The 17,258-nt window shown below is 71.8% G+C and carries 15 protein-coding genes; 7 read left to right on the top strand and 8 right to left on the bottom strand.

Going from position 1 to position 17,258, the window contains the following annotated elements:
* Positions 1–3 precede the first annotated feature (3 nt).
* A complete protein-coding gene (locus HSO01S_RS03080) occupies positions 4–651 on the bottom strand; it encodes a TetR/AcrR family transcriptional regulator (RefSeq protein ID WP_066039068.1) in 648 nt (215 codons plus the stop codon).
* An 80-nt stretch (positions 652–731) separates the two neighbouring features.
* The gene (locus HSO01S_RS03075) at positions 732–1,370 is read right to left on the bottom strand and encodes a TetR/AcrR family transcriptional regulator (protein WP_066039067.1); all 639 of its coding nucleotides are present in this window, start codon (positions 1,368–1,370) and stop codon (positions 732–734) included.
* A gap of 100 nt (positions 1,371–1,470) precedes the next feature.
* Here HSO01S_RS03075 and HSO01S_RS03070 point away from each other — a divergent pair, with 100 nt between their 5' ends.
* Positions 1,471–2,772 carry an MFS transporter gene (locus HSO01S_RS03070; protein ID WP_066039066.1) on the top strand — a complete coding sequence of 434 codons (1,302 nt, stop codon included), beginning with the start codon at positions 1,471–1,473 and terminating at the stop codon, positions 2,770–2,772.
* Positions 2,773–2,801: 29 nt separating this feature from the next.
* On the opposite strand, the gene HSO01S_RS03065 is transcribed toward HSO01S_RS03070, so the two are convergent.
* Positions 2,802–5,105 (bottom strand): hypothetical protein, encoded by a 2,304-nt coding sequence (locus tag HSO01S_RS03065; protein ID WP_157078859.1) that lies wholly within the window; start codon positions 5,103–5,105, stop codon positions 2,802–2,804.
* A 77-nt stretch (positions 5,106–5,182) separates the two neighbouring features.
* The gene (locus HSO01S_RS03060; protein ID WP_066039064.1) at positions 5,183–5,563 is read right to left on the bottom strand and encodes an RNA-binding S4 domain-containing protein; all 381 of its coding nucleotides are present in this window, start codon (positions 5,561–5,563) and stop codon (positions 5,183–5,185) included.
* Positions 5,564–5,710: 147 nt separating this feature from the next.
* On the opposite strand from HSO01S_RS03060, the gene HSO01S_RS03055 reads away from it, so the two are divergent.
* The gene (locus tag HSO01S_RS03055) at positions 5,711–8,236 is read left to right on the top strand and encodes a DEAD/DEAH box helicase (RefSeq protein ID WP_066039151.1); all 2,526 of its coding nucleotides are present in this window, start codon (positions 5,711–5,713) and stop codon (positions 8,234–8,236) included.
* Between the two features lie 96 nt (positions 8,237–8,332).
* On the opposite strand, the gene HSO01S_RS03050 is transcribed toward HSO01S_RS03055, so the two are convergent.
* The 3 genes from HSO01S_RS03050 to folP all read right to left on the bottom strand — a co-directional run bounded on the left by HSO01S_RS03050 (position 8,333) and on the right by folP (position 10,793).
* Positions 8,333–9,046, bottom strand: coding sequence for a trimeric intracellular cation channel family protein (locus HSO01S_RS03050; RefSeq protein WP_218003756.1), 714 nt, complete (start codon positions 9,044–9,046; stop codon positions 8,333–8,335).
* Positions 9,043–9,840, bottom strand: coding sequence for a pyrimidine reductase family protein (locus HSO01S_RS03045; RefSeq protein ID WP_066039063.1), 798 nt, complete (start codon positions 9,838–9,840; stop codon positions 9,043–9,045). The genes HSO01S_RS03050 and HSO01S_RS03045 overlap by 4 nt, the downstream gene beginning before the upstream one ends.
* A gap of 65 nt (positions 9,841–9,905) precedes the next feature.
* Positions 9,906–10,793 (bottom strand): dihydropteroate synthase, encoded by an 888-nt coding sequence (gene folP, locus HSO01S_RS03040; RefSeq protein WP_066039062.1) that lies wholly within the window; start codon positions 10,791–10,793, stop codon positions 9,906–9,908.
* A gap of 58 nt (positions 10,794–10,851) precedes the next feature.
* Here folP and HSO01S_RS03035 point away from each other — a divergent pair, with 58 nt between their 5' ends.
* On the top strand, positions 10,852–11,814 hold the full coding sequence (locus HSO01S_RS03035) for an NUDIX domain-containing protein (protein ID WP_066039061.1): 963 nt from the start codon (positions 10,852–10,854) through the stop codon (positions 11,812–11,814).
* Positions 11,815–11,897: 83 nt separating this feature from the next.
* Complete coding sequence (locus HSO01S_RS03030) at positions 11,898–12,890, top strand: DNA-3-methyladenine glycosylase family protein (protein ID WP_245635863.1); 993 nt, start codon at positions 11,898–11,900, stop codon at positions 12,888–12,890.
* Positions 12,891–12,919: 29 nt separating this feature from the next.
* On the opposite strand, the gene HSO01S_RS03025 is transcribed toward HSO01S_RS03030, so the two are convergent.
* Complete coding sequence (locus HSO01S_RS03025) at positions 12,920–14,119, bottom strand: coiled-coil domain-containing protein (protein WP_066039060.1); 1,200 nt, start codon at positions 14,117–14,119, stop codon at positions 12,920–12,922.
* A 71-nt stretch (positions 14,120–14,190) separates the two neighbouring features.
* On the opposite strand from HSO01S_RS03025, the gene HSO01S_RS03020 reads away from it, so the two are divergent.
* The 3 genes from HSO01S_RS03020 (at position 14,191) to HSO01S_RS03010 (ending at position 17,253) form a co-directional block, all read left to right on the top strand.
* Positions 14,191–14,688, top strand: a complete 498-nt coding sequence (locus HSO01S_RS03020) for a hypothetical protein (protein WP_066039059.1) — start codon at positions 14,191–14,193, stop codon at positions 14,686–14,688.
* Positions 14,689–14,786: 98 nt separating this feature from the next.
* Complete coding sequence (locus HSO01S_RS03015; protein ID WP_066039058.1) at positions 14,787–15,341, top strand: YceI family protein; 555 nt, start codon at positions 14,787–14,789, stop codon at positions 15,339–15,341.
* A 583-nt stretch (positions 15,342–15,924) separates the two neighbouring features.
* Positions 15,925–17,253 (top strand): DUF4192 family protein, encoded by a 1,329-nt coding sequence (locus HSO01S_RS03010; protein ID WP_066039057.1) that lies wholly within the window; start codon positions 15,925–15,927, stop codon positions 17,251–17,253.
* Positions 17,254–17,258 lie beyond the last annotated feature (5 nt).

The raw sequence follows: 17,258 nt of genomic DNA, 5'->3' as shown, positions 1-17,258 counted from the left end.
TCGCTATTCCTCGGGTTTAGCGTCAACAAGTGACGGGTCGAGGGCAGTCGGTGACGGGTCGAGGGCAGTCGGGCGGGTGGCCGCGCGCTCGGCGGGGGCGCCGGGCGGCGCCAGCGCGGGCCAGAGCAGGGTGAGCAGTCGGTCGGCCCACACCTCGTCGGGCTCGCCGCCGCGGATGACGTGGCCCACGGCCGAGCCGAGCAGCACGCTCACCACGAGCTTGACGTCGAGGCCCGACCGCAGGTCTCCACGCGCGACGGCCGTCTCGAGGAACGTCACCAGCTGGTGGCTCCGCATCCGGATCATGTCGCGCAGCTGATCGGTGAAGGGTGCGTCGTCGTCGATCAGGATGGCGGCGACCGTGCCGCGCCCCACGATCTCCTGCACCCGCACGCGAGCGGCGCCCAGCAGCCAGTGCAGCGTGTCGTAGGTCGACATGCCGGTGGGCAGCGTGACCTCGGTTGTCGCCGCGTCGATGGCGGCCGTGAGCAGCGCTTCGCGGTCTACGTAGCGGCGGTAGATCGTCGTCTTCGCGACTCCGGATGCGGCCGCGACGGCCTCGACGTTGACCCCGGCCGGCCCGCGATCGCGGAGCAGGCGGAGCGTGGCCTGCACGATCCGCTCGTCCGAGCTGGCGTGGGCGTCGCTCATGGGTTCATGGTACCCGGATGGGTTCACCATGCCCGGACGGGTTCATGGTGCCCGGAATGGTCAACGGTGCCGGGGCCGGGTCAGAGGCCGCGGTCGACCATGTCGAGGAGCCGGGCGGTGGCGTAGTCGATCATCCGGTCGTCGAGGCCGCGCAGGGGGCCGTCGATCACGAGCATCCCGAGGCCGTGCACGGTCGCCCAGGCGAGGAACTCCGCGTTCTCCCGGCGCTCGCGCGGCAGGACACCCGCATCGACCAGGGCGTCGAGGGCGAAACCGACGAGCTGGAACGGCGTGCGGCCGTTACGCCCCGCCTTCGCGGGTTCCGCGGCACGTTGCAGGTTGTCGGGCACCGAGAACGCCGTGCGGAACAGGCCCGGCTCCTCACGCGCGAACGCGATGTAGCCCGTGCCCACCGCGCGGAGTAGTGCCCGGGCGGTGTCGACGGGGTCACCCTCGGGCACCTCGGCCACCGACTGCTCGATCCGGTCGGCGGCGAAGCCGAGGCAGGCATCCGAGACGGCGTGCAGGAGCGCCTCGCGATCGGCGAAGTGGCGGTAGGCGGCGTTGGGCGAGACCCCGGCGCGGCGGGTGGCCTCGCGCAGCACCACGGCATCCGGCCCGCCCTCGCGGGCCATCTCGATCCCCGCATCGAGGAGGGCCTCGCGCAGGTCTCCGTGTCGGTAGGTTCTGCGAGGCTGGGATGCGGGGGTGACGCTCAAGCGATCGTCTCCAGGAGTCTGTAGGGTGAGCCTGTAGGGTTGTGGACAGTGTACACATCAGGGATCGGTGTGTACCGGTCGGCGTGAGCGGAGGTGGGCGGTGAGCGGCAGGCGCGAGAGCCCACGGGCGCTGCGCCCGTTCCGCGTGCGCCAGTACCGGGTCTTGATCGTAGCCCTCGCGCTCTCGCTCTTCGGGGAGGGCGTGTGGCTCGTCGCGATCGTCTGGCAGGTCATCGGGGTGGGGGGAGGGCCGGCCGACCTCTCGCTGGTGGCCGCGGCCTCGAGCCTCGGCCTGGTCGCCGCCGTGCTCTTCGGCGGGGTGATCGCCGACCGGGTGCCGCAGCGGAGCATCCTGATCGTCGTCGAATCCGTCAAGACGGCCGTGATCGCGCTCACGGCGGTGCTCGCACTGACCCAGGCGCTGCAGCTCTGGCACCTGGTCGCGGTGTCGCTGGTGCTCGGAGCCGCAGCGGGCTTCTTCTACCCCGCCTACTCGGCGATGCTGCCCTCCGTGCTGCCTGCCGACGACCTCCTGGCCGCCAACGGGGTGGAGGGCGTGCTGCGTCCCGCCGTGATGCAGGCGGCCGGCCCCGCGGTCGCGAGCGCCGTGATCGCGGCGGCGACCCCCGGGCTGGCCTTCGCCGTGGTGGCCGGGTCGCAGCTGCTCGCGGTGACCGGGCTGGTGTTCCTGAAACCGATGCCGCTGCGACGGGATGCGGAGGAGGTGGCGTCCGCGCATCCGGTGCGGGCGGTCTTCGCCGACCTGCGCGAAGGCTTCCGCTACATGGGCCGCACGCCGTGGCTGCTCGGCACGCTGCTGTTCGCGACCATCCTCGTGCTGGTGATCATGGGCCCGATCGAGGTGCTGCTTCCGTTCGCCGTGCGGGATCAGACCGGGGGAGGCGCGGGGTCGTTCGCCGTCGCGCTGGCCGCCTTCGGCATCGGCGGGGCGATCGGGTCGATCCTGGTGGCGTCGTTCCCGCTGCCACGGCGCTACCTCACGGTGATGGTGATGCTCTGGGGCGCGGGCTGCCTTCCGCTCGTGGTGATCGGGCTGACGAGCGAGCTCTGGGTGATGGTGATCGCGCTGTTCGTGGTCGGATTCACGTTCTCGGCCGCGACCGTCATCTGGGGAACCCTGCTGCAGCGGCGGGTTCCGCCGGCGATGCTCGGGCGGGTGTCGAGCCTCGACTTCTTCGTGTCGCTGGCGTTCATGCCGCTGTCGATGGCGATCGCCGGTCCCGTGGGCGAGGCGATCGGCGTCGCGCCCGCCTTCGTCGTGGCGGGCGCGGTGCCGGTCGTCATCGCTGTGGTCGCGATCCTCGCGGCGCGGATGCCTCGGGACGAACTCGAGCATCCGCTCGACCTGCCGCCGGCCGAGGCCGGGGCCGCGGCCGCGTAGCCCCAGGCTACTGACCGCAGGCCCCGGGACTACTCGGCTTCGGCGATGGCGTTGAGCACGAGCACGGCGGAGTCGTTCGCGCCGATCGCGTACTCGTTCGTCTCGTCCTCGGCGCAGAGCTGGCCGGTCGCGATGTCCTCGATCTCGGCGACGAGGGCCCGCGCGGCCCGGAGCTCGGCCTCGACCTGATCCGCGGCCTTCATCTTGCCGGACTGCAGCGCGGTGAGCGCGTCGCTCAGGCGCTCGCGGTCGTCGAGCGAGATCGCCGCATCCGAGAGCGCGCGGTCACGCTCATCGGCCAGGATGCCGATCTCGGTGCGCGCATCCACCAGCTCCTGCTCCAGCACGGCCACGCGGGACCGGGCCTCGACCAGGGCCTCGTCGTCGACCGTCTCGAAGCCGAGCGACTCGATGCCGCTCTCGTCGGCGGGGAGGGAGTCGGAGGCGGCACGGACCGAGGCTGCGTCGGCCTCCGCCGCGGCGGCTGCGGCGGTCGCGGTGCCGGCGGTCTCGACCGCGATGGCGGCCTCCTCGCGGGCGAGCGCCAGCTCCTCCTCGAGGGTGGCGAGGCGTGCGCGGGCCTCGGCGAGCTCGGCGAGTGCGGTGGTGGCCCGGGCGTCGGCGTCGGCTGCGGTTGCGTCGGCTGCGGTTGCGTCGGTGTCGTCGGTGCCGGCTTCGGTGTCGTTCGCGGCATTCGCCGTGATCGCTGCAGTGGCTGCGTCGTCGGAGGCCGACTCGGACTCGACGGCCGCTGCGGCCGCCTCCTGCGCGACGGCCAGTTCGTACTCGAGCGCGTCGATCCGCTCACGGCTCGCGGCGAGATCGGTCTCGAGCTCGGCCACCCGGGAACGCGTGTCGTCGAGGTCGGCGGCCGTCTGGGCAGCGGTCGCGGCAGCACCGTCGCCGTCGGCCGCGAGGGCCGACAGGGTCGAGGCGTGCTCGGTGCGCACCGAGTCGAGCTCGGCCGCGTGCTGCTCGACGAGGCCCGCCTGCTCGGCGCGGAGCTGGTCGTTCTCGGCGGTCAGCCGGGCCGACTCGGCGGCAGCCTCGGAGCGCGCCTGGTCGAGTTCGGCGGCCGAGGACGCGAGCAGCCCGTCGAGCTCGACCGCATGAGCGGCGTGCAGCTGCTCGATCTCGGCCGCGTGCGCGGCCCGCAGCTGCTCCAGCTCGGCGGCGTGAGCGGCGCGGAGCTGCTCGTCGTGCAGGCGCAGCTGATCCGACTCGGAGGCGTGCCCGGCCCGCAGCTGCTCGCTCTCCGCCGCGTGCGAGGCCCGCAGCTCGTCGACCTGGTAGGAGTGCGAGGCGCTGAGCTGCTCGACCTGCGCCGCGTGGGCTGCGGTGAGCTGCTGCAGCTGCGCGGCGTGAGCGGTGCTCATCTCGTCCAGCTGGGCCGCGTGAGCCGCGTGCAGGCCGGCGATCTGGGCCTCGTAGCCGCCGGCGGACGCCTGCTGGTCGGCCATCAGGCGCGCGGTCGTGTCGGCGAGCTCGGCTTGCAGCCGGCCCGTCTCGTCGGCCAGCTGCGTCTGGAGGGCGGTGGTGTCGGCGACGAGGCGGTTCTGCAGCGCCGCGAGCTCGGCGTCGCGCTGGGCGAGCGCCGCGGCGGTGGCGTCGAGCCGGGCCTGCGTGTCCTCGTAGCGCGCCGTCATCACGGCGAGCCGCTCGGAGGTCTCGGCCAGCTGCCGCTCCGCATCCGTCCGCGCCGTGTCGCGCACGCGGCGGTCGTCGATCACGAGACCGAGCTGCGAGCGGATGATCTCCAGCGGGTCGTCGTCGCCCTCGACCTCTTCGGCGGGCACGATGACCGGCGCCTCGTAAGCGGGGCGGGCCGTGGGATCGATGAAGTGGTGGCGATAGAGCTCGTCGACGATCGCGTCGTAACGCACCCGGAACTCGGGCGTGCCGATCTTGACCGAGGCCCCGATGAAGCGCAGCGCGGTGCGGTCGCGGCCGGTGAGCTGATAGCCCTCCGGGTCCTGGCCCGGGCGGAAGGCCGCGCCGTCCTGACCCTGGTTCGGGGCAGCGGCGGGGCCGGGGTTGCCGGAGTTGCCAGGGTTGGTGGAGTTGTCGCCGTTGCCGGCGGATCCGCCCTGGGTCGGAGCGCCGTCGGGACCTGCCCACCCGGGATCGGGAGAGAACGGCTGACCGGCGGGGTACTGCGCCGTCTGGTCGTACTGCCCGGTCTGGTCGTGCCGCACGCCCTGGTCGTCCTGCATGCTCTCGGCGACCAGCTCTTCCAGAGTCTGGTCGGGGGCCGGTGCGCCGTTCGGGCCCGCGTTCGGCGTGCCGTCGGGGGTGCGGTTCCCGCTCGCGGCGGGGGTGCTGGCTTCGGACATGATGCTCCTGATGGCCTCGCGGTGTCGGGGGGGGAAGGCGGCCGGGCGCTCGTCGTCGCCGCCCGGCATGGACAAGGTTAGTAGTCGTCCCTGAGTCCGCGCAGACGCTCGATCTCTCGACGGTCTCGCTTGGTGGGACGCCCGGTGCCGCGGTCGCGGACGGGCACGGCCGCCACGGTCTCCCGGGGCGGCGGCGGGGGTGTGAGGTCGACGAAGTACTGCGCCGCGACCGAGGCCGAGCCCCGTTTGACGCCGAGGCCCGCGACCTTGAGAATGCGGTCGAACCCGCTGATCCTCGCCCGCACCTCGTCGCCCTCGCGCACCGGCTGGGCGGCCTTGGCGCGTTCTCCGTTCAATCTCACATGGCCGGCGCGGCACGCGGCGGTCGCCAGCGAGCGCGTCTTGTAGACGCGCGCGGCCCAGAGCCAGCTGTCGATCCGCACGCCCGTTCCTGCCATGCGGCAAGCCTGGCACAGGCATCCGACAGTCCACAGGGTGGATGCACGGGGCCGGGTTATCCACAGATCCGCGGCCACGGATCCCCGCGCGCGCCGCGCACCTAGTCTTGAGACGTGCCGAACCCCATCTCCTCCTCCCGCCCGGCGATGCCGACCCCGTTCGACGCCGACGCGGCCTACGAGGCCTTCGCCGAGTGGGCCGCCGAGCGCGGCACACCGCTCTATCCGGCGCAGGACGAGTCGATCGTCGCGATCGTCTCGGGCGAGAACGTGATCCTCTCGACCCCCACCGGCACCGGTAAATCGCTCGTGGCCGTGGGTGCGCACGCGGTCGCGCTCGCCCAGGGGCAGCGCAGCTACTACACGGCGCCGATCAAGGCGCTGGTCTCCGAGAAGTTCTTCGACCTCGTCGGCATCTTCGGGGCCGAGAACGTCGGTATGGTCACGGGTGATTCCTCGGTCAACCCGGATGCGCCGATCATTTGCGCCACGGCCGAGATCCTCGCGAACCTGGCTCTCCGGCACGGGCCGGACACCCCGGTCGGTCAGGTGGTGATGGACGAGTTCCACTTCTACGCCGAGGCCGACCGCGGCTGGGCCTGGCAGGTGCCGATCCTCGCGCTGCCGGCGGTGCAGTTCGTGCTCATGTCGGCGACGCTGGGCGACGTCGACTGGCTCGCCACCGACCTCTCCCGTCGCACCGGTCGTGAGACGACCGTCATCACCGGTGTCGAGCGCCCCGTCCCGCTCAGCTACACCTATGCCACGACGCCGATCCAGGAGACCGTCGAAGAGCTGCTCTCCACCCAGCGCGCCCCCGTCTACATCGTGCACTTCTCCCAGCTCGCGGCGGTCGAGCGCGCGCAGGCGCTGTCGAGCATCAAAGTGGCCACCCGCGAGATGCGCGACGAGATCGCCGAGTTGATCGCGCCGTTCCGGTTCACCACGGCGTTCGGCAAGACACTCTCCCGGCTGATCCGCATGGGCATCGGCGTGCACCACGCCGGCATGCTGCCGAAGTACCGCCGCCTGGTCGAGCGGCTCGCCCAGCGCGGGCTGCTGCGGGTGATCTGCGGCACCGACACGCTCGGAGTGGGCATCAACGTGCCCATCCGCACCGTGCTGCTCTCGGCGCTGACCAAGTTCGACGGCACGCGGATGCGGCAGCTCACCGCGCGCGAGTTCCATCAGATCGCGGGGCGGGCCGGGCGTGCGGGCTACGACACCGCCGGAACGGTGGTGGTGCAGGCCCCCGAGCACGAGACCGAGAACCTCAAGGCGCTCGCGAAGATCGGCGACGACCCGAAGAAGCGGCGCAAGTTCATCCGCAAGAAGGCCCCGGAGGGCTTCGTCTCGTGGGGTGAACCGAGCTTCGAGAAGCTGATCGGGGCCGAGCCCGAGAAGCTCACCTCGCACCTCACGGTCACCCACGCGATGGTGCTCAACACGATCGCGCGCGGCGGCGACGTGTTCGCGAACATGCGGGCCCTGCTCGAAGACAACCACGAGCCGCGGGCGAAGCAGCGGGACCTGATCCGGCAGGCCCTGGCCATCTACCGCACGCTCCGCACGGCCGGAGTCGTCGAGCAGGTGACCGATGCGACCACGGGCGACACGATCATCCGTCTCACCGTCGACCTCCAGCCCAACTTCGCCCTCAACCAGCCGCTGTCGCCGTTCGCGCTCGCGGTCTACGACCTGCTCGACGAAGACTCGCCGACCTTCGCGCTCGACGTCGTCTCGGTCACCGAGGCGATCCTCGACGATCCGCGACCGGTGCTCTCGGCCCAGCAGTTCGTGGCCCGCGGTGAGGCCGTCCAGGCGATGAAGGCCGAGGGCATCGAGTACGAGCAGCGCATGGAGCTGCTCGACGAGGTGACCTACCCGAAGCCGCTCGCGGGTCTCCTCGGAGAGGCCTTCGACACCTATCGCGCCTCGCAGCCGTGGATCGGCGATTTCGACATCTCGCCGAAGTCGGTGATCCGCGACATGTACGAGCGGGCGATGTCGTTCGGGGAGTACGTGGCGTTCTACCGCCTCGCCCGGTCGGAGGGGCTGGTGCTTCGTTACCTCTCCGACGCGTATCGCACGCTGCGCAGCACGGTGCCCGACGAGCTGAAGAACGACGACCTGATCGACCTGATCGAGTGGCTCGGCGAACTGGTGCGCCAGACCGACTCGAGCGTGCTCGACGAGTGGGAGGCCCTGATCAACCCGGATGCGGTGCTCGCCGCCGCCGCGCGGGAGCAGGCCGACGAGGCCCCGATCGTGCCGCCGGCGCCGAAGCTGCTCACCTCGAACCCGCGGGCGTTCCGGGTTCTGGTGCGCAACGAGCTCTTCCGCCGCGTCACGCTGGCGGCGCGGGAGGCGTGGGACGAGCTCGGCGAACTCGACGCCTTCTCGGGCTGGGGTGCGAACCGGTGGGCCGAGGCGATGGACGAGTACTACGACGTGCACGACTCGGTCGGCATCGGGCCGCACGCCCGCAGTGCCGCCCTCCTCATCCTCGAGGAGGGCACCTCGGATGCGGGCCCCGGCGTCTGGCGCGCCCGCCAGATCTTCGACGACCCGGCCGGCGACCACGACTGGGGCATCACGGCCGAGATCGACCTCGCGGCGTCGAACGAGGAGGGCGTGGCGGTGGTGCGGATCATCGGGGTCGACCAGCTCTGAGGCCGACGGGGCCGCGTGTCAGCGCGATCGTGAGGCGACGGGGGTGCGAGTCAGCCGGGTCGCGGGTCGTCGCGGCTGCGGCTGCCGACCTGCGAGTCAGCGCGCGACGAGCACGGGCAGGTGCCAGTCGAACGCGAGCGCGAGGATGCGGATGGTCGCGCACACGACGAACCCCAGCGCCATCCCGGTGACCGGCGTGACCCGTGCCCGCGAGGCGAGGAAGACGGTCAGCGCCCCGGCGGCCGCAGCCGAGGCGTAGACGCTCGAGGTGAGCACCGTGGGCACGTGGCCGAGCAGCAGGTCGCGCAGCATCCCGCCGCCCACCGCGGCGATCGTGCCGAGGATCACGACGACCCAGCCGTTCGACCCGTGGTCGAGGGCTTTCCGGGCGCCGGAGACGGCGAACAGGGCGAGCCCCAGGGCGTCGAGCACGCCGAACAGCTCGTCCGGCGTCGGGGCGCCGGTCGCGACGAGGGTGAAGGCGGCGAGCGAGCCGATCAGGCCGACGAGGATGCGCGAGGGCGTGCGGAACGCGAATGGCGGCACGTCGCCGAGCAGTACGTCGCGGAGGATCCCGCCCACCACCGACGAGGCCCCACCGACCACGATCACGCCGAAGACGTCGAGGCCCGACTCGGCGGCGAGGCGCGCGCCCTCGAGGGCGAACAGCAGCGTCGCAAGGATGTCGGCCGTCGTGAAGGCGATGCCGGCGGCCCGGGCGCGCGAGGCCGCCTCGAGCCGGGCGATCCCGCGTGTCCTGGCGACGCTCCCCGCTGCTGTGTCGGCACCGGCGGGACCGTCGGCACTCACGCGGCCGCCCCGCGCACCCATCGGGTGAGGATCATGCTGCCGCTGTGCAGCAGGTGGCCGAGCTCCATCCCGCGGGGCACGACGGGTGCCGAAGGGCCGGGTGCCGAGGGGTCGGGTGCCGAGGGGCCGGCCGCCCGTGTGATCCGCGGCCCCGAGCCCCCCTCCAGCACCGGGCTCAGGGTCAAACAGAACTCGTCCACGAGATCTTCGGCGATCAGCTCGCCGAACAACGACGGGCCGCCCTCGCAGAGGATCTGCACCAGCCCGCGCTCGTGGAGCGCCCGCACGACCTGTGCGGCTTCGACCCGGTCGGTGCCCGCCTCGATCACGTCGGCGACCCCGGCGAGCCGGCCCCGTGCATCCACTGGTGCGTTCGCGGTCGTGAACACGAGCGGCTTCGTCGGCGCCTCGGCGAAGAGCGCGCTCGCCGGATCGAAGTCGAGCCGGCCGCTCACCAGCGCCATCGCGGGGTGGTCGGACAGGCCGGCGGCGCGGCGCCGGGCCACGGTCGCGGCGTCGACCGTCAAGGCTCCGTACCCCTCGGCCCGTGCGGTGCCGGCGCCGACCAGCACAACGTCGGCGAGGCCGCGGAGGATGTCGAAGACCTCTTTGTCGGCGGGAGCGCCCAGCCCGCCCGAGAGCCCGTCGAGGGTGGCCGACCCGTCGAGGCTCTCGATGAAGTTCACGCGCAGTCGCGGCTCGCCCCGCCGCAGCGGCGTGTACAGGGCGAGCAGCTCGTCGTGGTCGAGCCGGCCGGTGCCGGGGTGGGGGAAAAGCTGCGCGATCTCGGTCATGGGGTTCTCGAATCTACGGGCGGGCGGGGACGGCAGAAACCAGGAAGAGCATCCGGGAGCCGGGCTCAGATGTTGTGCACCTCGAGAATCGGTTCGCGGAATCCCAGGATGCCCTCCAGCATCCGCATCGCCTGCACGGCCGACCGCGCGTCGTGCATCCGGACGACGCGGGCGCCGAGCATCGCGCAGGCCGTCGCCGCGACGATCGACCCGTCGTGCCGCTCGGCCTTCGGCAGGTCGAGGGTCTCGCCGACGAAGTCCTTGTTCGACACCGCCGCGAGCACCGGGAAGCCGAGGGTCGCGATCTCGTCGAGACGGCGGGTCAGCTCGAGGCTGTGCCGGGTGGTCTTGTTGAGGTCGTGACCGGGGTCGACGAACAGGGCCGACTCCGGCACGCCCGCCGCGACCGCCCGCCCGACGCGCTCCTCGAGGAACGCGCGCACCTCGGTGACGACGTCGTCGTACCGCGGATGCGGGTAGGGCTTCCGCGGTTCGGCCAGGCTGTGCGTGATCACGAGCGACGCCCCCGGAGCCTCCGCCACCGCAGCGGCGAGCTCGGGGTCGCTGAGGCCCGTGGTGTCGTTGACGACGTGCGCGCCCGCACGCAGGCAGGCGGCCGCGACGGAGGCGCGGAAGGTGTCGACCGAGATCGTCACGTCGCTCTGCGCGGCCAGCGCTTCGACGACCGGGAGCACACGGTCCAGCTCCTCCTCGGCCGGGATCTCGGGGCCCGGGGCGAACTTCGCGCCACCGATGTCGACCCAGTCGGCCCCGGCCTCGGCGGCTGCGAGCCCGGCCGCGACCGCCTGGTCGAGCGCGTAGGTCGCCCCCTGGTCGAAGAACGAGTCAGGCGTGCGGTTGACGATCGCCATCACGGCGATCCGCCGGTCGAAGTCGATCACGCGCGAACCGAACCGGCGCACGGGATCGCGGAGCGGGGGCAGCACGGTCATGTGTCCATCATGGTCGTTTCCGCGTTCGCGTCCGGCCGAGGCGTGAGAAGCTGGAGCCATGCCTGAGGCCCCGCCCCCCTTCGTGCCGCGCGACAGCGGAGACGCCTGGGTCGAAGGCCCCGACGGCCGCCGCTTCTGGGGGCGCTACGGTGCGGCCGGTCTTCTCGTGCACGACGAGTCCGCGGGAGTCCTGCTCCAGCACCGCGCCGAGTGGAGCCACTTCGGCGGAACCTGGGGGCTGCCCGGCGGCGCCCGGCACGAGGGCGAATCCGCCGTCGACGGCGCCATCCGCGAGGCGGGCGAAGAGGCCGGCGTGCCGGCGGAGGCGCTGCAGATCGCGTTCACCTCGGTGCTCGACCTCGGTTACTGGTCGTACGTCACGGTCGTCACGCGCGCCGCCGTGCCCTTCGAGCCCGAGATCGGCGACGCCGAGAGCCTGGAGCTCCGGTGGGTGCCGGTCGACGAGGTCGAGGCGCTGCCGCTGCACCCCGGCTTCGGGTCGGCCTGGCCGGAACTCCGCGCCCGGCTGTCGGAGCGGGTGCGGATCATCGTCGATGCTGCGAACGTCGTGGGCTCCCGGCCCGACGGCTGGTGGCGCGATCGCGCGGGAGCAGCCGAGAAACTGCTGGCGCGCGTCGACCGGCTGAGCGCTGTGGGAGTGGATGCCGCCGATTTCGGCGGCCCTCCCGGCCGTGTCTGGCCCTCGTACCGGGTCGTCGTCGAGGGGAAGGCGCGGGAAGCGGAGGCGCCGGATGCCGCTCAGCCGGCCGGGGCTGCCGACGTCGAGGTCCCGCTCGATTCCGCGGCGATCGTGGTGGTGCGGGCTCACGGTTCTGGTGACGACGCCATCGCCGAGGAGGCTGCGACCGAGTTCGGTGGCACGACCGTCGTGGTGACCGCCGATCGCGAGCTGTCCGGGCGCGTCGAGGCCGTGGGCGCCGAGGTGCGCGGGCCGGGCTGGTTCCTCGGACTTCTCGACGGCGCGTCCGCGGGCGCTGCGGTCGACGACGACGGGCTCTGAGCTGCCCTTTCGCGCCCCTTCAGGGGCTGCGACCGCTCCCGATTCGATCGCTGTCGGCGGCCTGACGTAGGGTTCATCGCGAGATGACGATCACGAGCAGAGCTCCGGGCCTTCCCGCGGCGATCCACCCCGCGGCGCTGCCCGATGCGCCTCCGCTCGAACTGCTCTACGAGCCCGCCCACGACCTCGACGTCCACGCCACCCTCGGCCCGCTCCGCCGCGGTGCGGGTGACCCGTGCGTACGCTTCGGCGACGACGGCATCTGGATGGCGCTCCGCACGCACACGGGCACGGCCGAGGAGGGCACGGCCACGCTGCACGTCTCGGCCGTCCGCAATCGCGTGCGCATCCGTGCCTGGGGGAGCGGCGCCGCCGCAGCCCTCGACCTGGTGCCGGGGCTGCTCGGCGCGGGCGACGACTGGAGCGCCCTCGACACCTCGACGCACGACCTGATCGCGTCGTCGGCGCACCGCAATCCGGGGCTCCGGCTCACCCGGACGGGCCGGGTGCTCGACGCGCTCGCGCCGGCGATCATCGAGCAGAAGATCACCTCGACCGAGGCCTTCCGGGCCTGGCGCATCCTCGTGACGGCGCACGGGGAACCGGCTCCGGGCCCCGCTCCGCGAGGTCTCCGGGTGCCGCCCACGGCCGAGGCCTGGCGTCGCATCCCGTCGTGGGAGTGGCACCGGGCGGGCGTCGACCCGCGGCGGTCGAAGACCGTCATCCAGGCGGCGACCGTGGCCCGAGGGCTCGAGCGAACGCTCCGCGATCATGCCGGCGGTGCCGAGGCCTGGCGGCTGCTCCGCACGATCCCCGGGGTCGGCCCGTGGACGGCGGCCGAGACCACGCAGCGCTCGCACGGCGATCCGGATGCGGTGAGCTTCGGCGACTATCACCTCGCCGCGACGATCGGCTGGGCGCTCGTCGGCGAACCGATCGACGACGACGCGCTCGCGGAGCTGCTCGAGCCGTGGGCCGGGCAGCGGCAGCGGATCGTGCGGCTCGTGCTGGCGAGCGGCTTCCGGCCGCCGCGGCACGGGCCGAGGATGACGATCCAGGATCATCGCGGGCACTGAGCCCGGGGCGCCCGGCTGTTCGCTGCGGCTCAGTACCAGTGCGGCGAACGCGCCTGCCACGCCGACCAGGCACCGCAGGGGGTGTCGTACCGGTTGGCGATGTAGTTCATGCCCCAGACGATCTGGGTCGCGGCGTTCGTGACGTAGTCGGCGCCGACGGACGCCATCTTCGAGGCCGGCAGCGACTGGGGGATGCCGTAGGCGCCGCTCGACTCGTTGTAGGCGTTGGCGCGCCATCCCGACTCGCCGGTCCAGAGGCTCACGAGGCAGCCGTACTGGTCGCCGCCCCAGCCGTAGTCGCCGAGGATGCTCTGAGCGTAGGCCTTGGCCTCGCCGGGGGACATGATCGCGTCGCCGGAGGGCACCCAGGCGCTGCCGGGGGCGTCGGTCTCGGCGGCCGAAGCGGCCGCGGCAGCAGCGGCGGCGGCAGCGGCAGCGGCGGCCGCAGCGACGCCGTCGCGGTACTTGTTCTCGACGTCCGCGGTCGTGTTCTGGAGGGTCGCCAGTTGAGCGATCATCGTGTCTTTGTCGACAGTCTTCTCGGCGACCTGAGCGGTGGCGGCGGCCTGCGCATCCTCAGCGGTCTTGAGACTCGCTTCGGCCTGGGTCTTGAGCGCAGCCAGTCCGTTCTTGGCGACCGTAGCCTGTTCCGTGAGCGCGTTCGCCGTGTTCTGCGCCGCGACGGCGGCGTCGCGGATACCCGCGGTCTGCTCCGTGAGCTTCGACATCGTGCCGAGCCGATAGAGCAACGACTCAGAGCTGCCCTGGTTGAGGATGAGGCCGAGCGTCGCGTCTCCGCCGCCCGAGCGGGCGAGTTGGGCTGCGATCTGGCCGACCTGGGTGTTGGCGAGATCCGCCTTGACGGTCGCTTCGTCGGCCTGGGCCGAGAGGGCGTTCGCGTAGTCGGTCGCTCCCTGGAGGTTGGCCTTGGCCGTCAGATATTCCTGACCCCGCTGGAAGGCCTGGTTCTGTGCGTCCGCCAATTCCGCCTCGAGAGTGTCGAGCTGGGCGTTGATCTCCGTGGCCTTGGCCTGAGCCGCGGCCTCGTTCGCCTTGGCTGCGTTGACCTCGTCCCAGGTCGGGTAGTCATCGCGGGGCACCGAGGCCGGCAACACGGACAGGACGTCGGAGGGCGCATGCGACAGCGCCGAAGCGGGCAGGCTCGGCACCGCCACGAGCGCCGCGACGACGATCGCGACTCCCCAGCTGCGGCGGGTCGGCTTCCACATGGCTTCCAGAGTATGTGACGAGAGTGAAAATTGAGCAGATCGCCCGGGCGCGTCCCCGCTACGCTTCCGCCATGGAGACCATCGTTCCCGAGGGCTGGCAGGACTTCGCAGTCGCGTCAGCGGGTGCCGCCGCGGCTCTCGCCGGTCTGATCATGGTCGCGATCTCGGTCAACATCAAGGAGATCATCTCGGGGCCGGGGCTCCCGGGCCGGGCGGGCTCGACGATCGCCGCGGTCGTCGTGATCGTGGTGGCGGCGGTAGCGATGCTCGTCCCGGATCAGCCGCTCTGGCTCCTCGGTGTCGAGATCGCCCTCTTCGGCATTTTGGCCCTGGCGCTGCAGGTGCGTGCAACCGCCGCGGCGTTCGGCACACGGGTGGGCGTCAGCCAGTCGCAGAAAGTCGGCAACGCGATCCTGAGCATCGGGCAGATCGTGCCGCTCCTGATCGGTGCCGCGATCCTGATCGTGGGGGAGTCGTCGGGGCTGTACCTGGTCGCCGCCGGCTTCATCGCTATCGTCATCGTGTCGATGCTGAACGCCTGGGTGCTGATGGTCGAAATCCTTCGCTGAGACATTTCCCTGAATGTTCGGAATAATTCCCCGTTTTCTATGCTTTTGTATCCATGTGGCGAATCCGCCGCCCCTCCAGCCTCACGAAAGAGACGAACATGACTGACACCATCGAGATCCCCGGCTACAAGGCCGGCACCTGGACCATCGACCCCTCGCACTCCGAGGTCGGCTTCAGCGTCCGCCACATGCTCATCAGCAAGGTGCGCGGCAAGTTCGAGAAGTTCGACGCCACCTTCGTCACCGGCGAGAACCCGCTCGACACCCAGGTCACCGCGACCGCCGATGTCGCCTCGGTCAACACCAACGACAAGAACCGCGACGGCCACCTCGCGACCAACGACTTCTTCGACGCCCCCACGCACCCCGAGCTCAAGTTCGTCTCCACCGGCGTCCGCCAGGAGAAGGGTGAGTTCAAGGTCGACGGCGACCTCACCATCAAGGGTGTCACCAAGCCCGTCACGTTCGACTTCGAGTTCGGTGGCTTCGGCACCGACGCGTACGGCAACTACAAGGCCGGCTTCGAGGCCAAGACCGAGGTCGACCGCAACGACTTCGGCGTGAACTGGAACGCCGCGCTCGAGACCGGCGGCGTCCTGGTGGGCGACAAGGTCACCATCACGCTCGACATCCAGGCCGTTCTGCAGCCGTAGTCCTTCCCTCTTCTCAGCGAGACTCTTCTCGTCTCGCCGAGCGTCGATCGCCGGCCGGGTCCTCCCGGTCGGCGATTCGTCGTTTGAGGGTGGTCTAGTGGTCTAGGGGAGCTGCCGGCATTGCCGGCGATTGGACTCATCGGTTTCTGCACAGCACGGGCTCGGTGACCCGTCGTCCACAGAACTGCGGATGCACGCCCGCTGCCACGCCCTCCCGGAGCACACTTCCGGCATGACCACGATCTCCATCCCCACCTCTCCCGCAACATCGCCCCACCGCACGTCCGAAGCGTCGCCCGGAAGGCGAGCCGGCCGTCGGTCAGGCACAGTGCCCACGGCCGCGGCCGGGACTTCCGCGCCGGCAAGCCAAGCGTCCGATGTGCACGTCAGCCCGCCCGACGCGGCCGACACGGCCCCGGCGCTGTCCGACACCGCGCCGGCGGATATCGCGTCAACTTCGGCCGAGATCGCGTCAGCGCCCGCCAATAAGGTGCCAGCACTGGCGGACGCCGCGCCGGCGCCGGCGGCGAGAGTGCCAGCCCCGCCGCACCGCGCCCCCAGCTCAGGCGGTGGAGCGGGGCCGGTGCCCGATCCGCCGGGCCTGATCCTCGACGTCGAGGGCGCGCTCGGCTATCGGCCGTTGTCGAGCATCGCCCTGCGGGTCCGGCGGCACAGACGACCCTTCGCGATCATGCGCATCGACCTGCCGCCGCTCGACGACCCCGCAGTGGGCGGGCTCGGTCGCGCCGTCACGGGGCTTCTCGCGCGGGTGCCCGGCGCCGAGGCGGTCGATCTCGTCGCCTACGACCATCCCATGCCGATCGACCATCCCGTGCCGATCGACTATCCGGCCTCGCCCATGACGCCCGAGACCACGGTCGACTCCACCTCCCTCTCCGGCGCCACCTCCGGTGCCGCTGCCGCGACGGACTCCTCCGCTGGTGCTGCAGCTCGTGCGACCAGTGCTGCGCAAGCCGGATGGCGGCTGGGGTCGGTGGTCGAAGGGATCGAGCGCTCGCTCGGCCGGGCCGGGTTCTTCCACGGTCGGTCGCTCATCGTGTCGGGAGACCGCTGGGCGCCGGTTCGAGGCGCAGCGCCCGCCGTACCCGATTGGCATCCTCTGCCGACCGTCAAAGCCTCCGGCGCGGGGGGACGCGCTGATCCGCACCGCGGTGCGTTCGTGCCGATCCCGCCCGCCTCCGAGCGGCGACGCACGCGGGCCCTGGCTGCACTGGCTGAGCTTCAGCGCCCTGAGTCGGGCAAGGAGCCCGACGCGATCGACGTGCTGCTGCGGTGGCAGTCGGTGCTCTCGCCTTCGGCCCCACCCCCGTCGGACGCCCGGTGCATCGCACTCGCCTGGTCGCTCCGGCACAAGACCGTCCGCGACTGCGTGCTGATGCAGTGCGCCTGGGGCCTCGACGCCGGACTGCTCGCGCTGAGCGATCTCGTGTCGCCACCACCAACGCCGGTGTCGCCCGAGGCTCAGCAAGGTCAGGCACCGGCCGCGGCCGGACGCGTCCCATCCGGCGCCGAGCACAGTCACGCACCGGGCGCGACAGAGCGCGGCCGGTCCGACGGAGCGGGCGACTCCGCCGCGCCTCAGGGCGACGACGTCGACTCGGCCGTCGCGACGAGCTTCCTCGGCATCGGCGACGTCGCTCCGCTGCCCGCGCGGCTCCGCAAGTCGATCGACGCACTGCGCGGCATCGCCGAGGTCGCGCCCGAGACGCTCCGTGCGGCGCCCCTCACGATCCTGGCGTGGCTCGAGTGGACGAGGGGCCGCGGAACGGCGGCCTCGGGCTACCTCGATGCCGCCCTGGCCGCCGATCCGGAGTATCTGCTGGCACGGCTGTTCCAGCAGCTGCTCGATGGTGGGGCGACGCCGCTCTGGCTCGACGCCTCGGCGCCGTGACCCGG

Source organism: Herbiconiux solani NBRC 106740 (assembly GCF_001571005.1).
Classification (GTDB): Bacteria; Actinomycetota; Actinomycetes; order Actinomycetales; family Microbacteriaceae; genus Herbiconiux; species Herbiconiux solani.
This window is presented reverse-complemented; position numbering and strand designations above follow the sequence as displayed.

Excerpts from the sequence above, each read along its gene's own strand:
- HSO01S_RS03045 (WP_066039063.1), bottom strand. The coding sequence starts at position 9,840 with ATGACCGAGATCGCGCAGCTTTTCCCCCACCCCGGCACCGGCCGGCTC.
- HSO01S_RS03080 (WP_066039068.1), bottom strand. The coding sequence starts at position 651 with ATGAGCGACGCCCACGCCAGCTCGGACGAGCGGATCGTGCAGGCCACG.
- HSO01S_RS03065 (WP_157078859.1), bottom strand. The coding sequence starts at position 5,105 with ATGTCCGAAGCCAGCACCCCCGCCGCGAGCGGGAACCGCACCCCCGAC.
- HSO01S_RS03020 (WP_066039059.1), top strand. The coding sequence starts at position 14,191 with ATGGAGACCATCGTTCCCGAGGGCTGGCAGGACTTCGCAGTCGCGTCA.
- HSO01S_RS03030 (WP_245635863.1), top strand. The coding sequence starts at position 11,898 with ATGACGATCACGAGCAGAGCTCCGGGCCTTCCCGCGGCGATCCACCCC.
- HSO01S_RS03015 (WP_066039058.1), top strand. The coding sequence starts at position 14,787 with ATGACTGACACCATCGAGATCCCCGGCTACAAGGCCGGCACCTGGACC.
- HSO01S_RS03060 (WP_066039064.1), bottom strand. The coding sequence starts at position 5,563 with ATGGCAGGAACGGGCGTGCGGATCGACAGCTGGCTCTGGGCCGCGCGC.
- HSO01S_RS03035 (WP_066039061.1), top strand. The coding sequence starts at position 10,852 with ATGCCTGAGGCCCCGCCCCCCTTCGTGCCGCGCGACAGCGGAGACGCC.
- folP (WP_066039062.1), bottom strand. The coding sequence starts at position 10,793 with ATGACCGTGCTGCCCCCGCTCCGCGATCCCGTGCGCCGGTTCGGTTCG.
- HSO01S_RS03055 (WP_066039151.1), top strand. The coding sequence starts at position 5,711 with ATGCCGACCCCGTTCGACGCCGACGCGGCCTACGAGGCCTTCGCCGAG.
- HSO01S_RS03025 (WP_066039060.1), bottom strand. The coding sequence starts at position 14,119 with ATGTGGAAGCCGACCCGCCGCAGCTGGGGAGTCGCGATCGTCGTCGCG.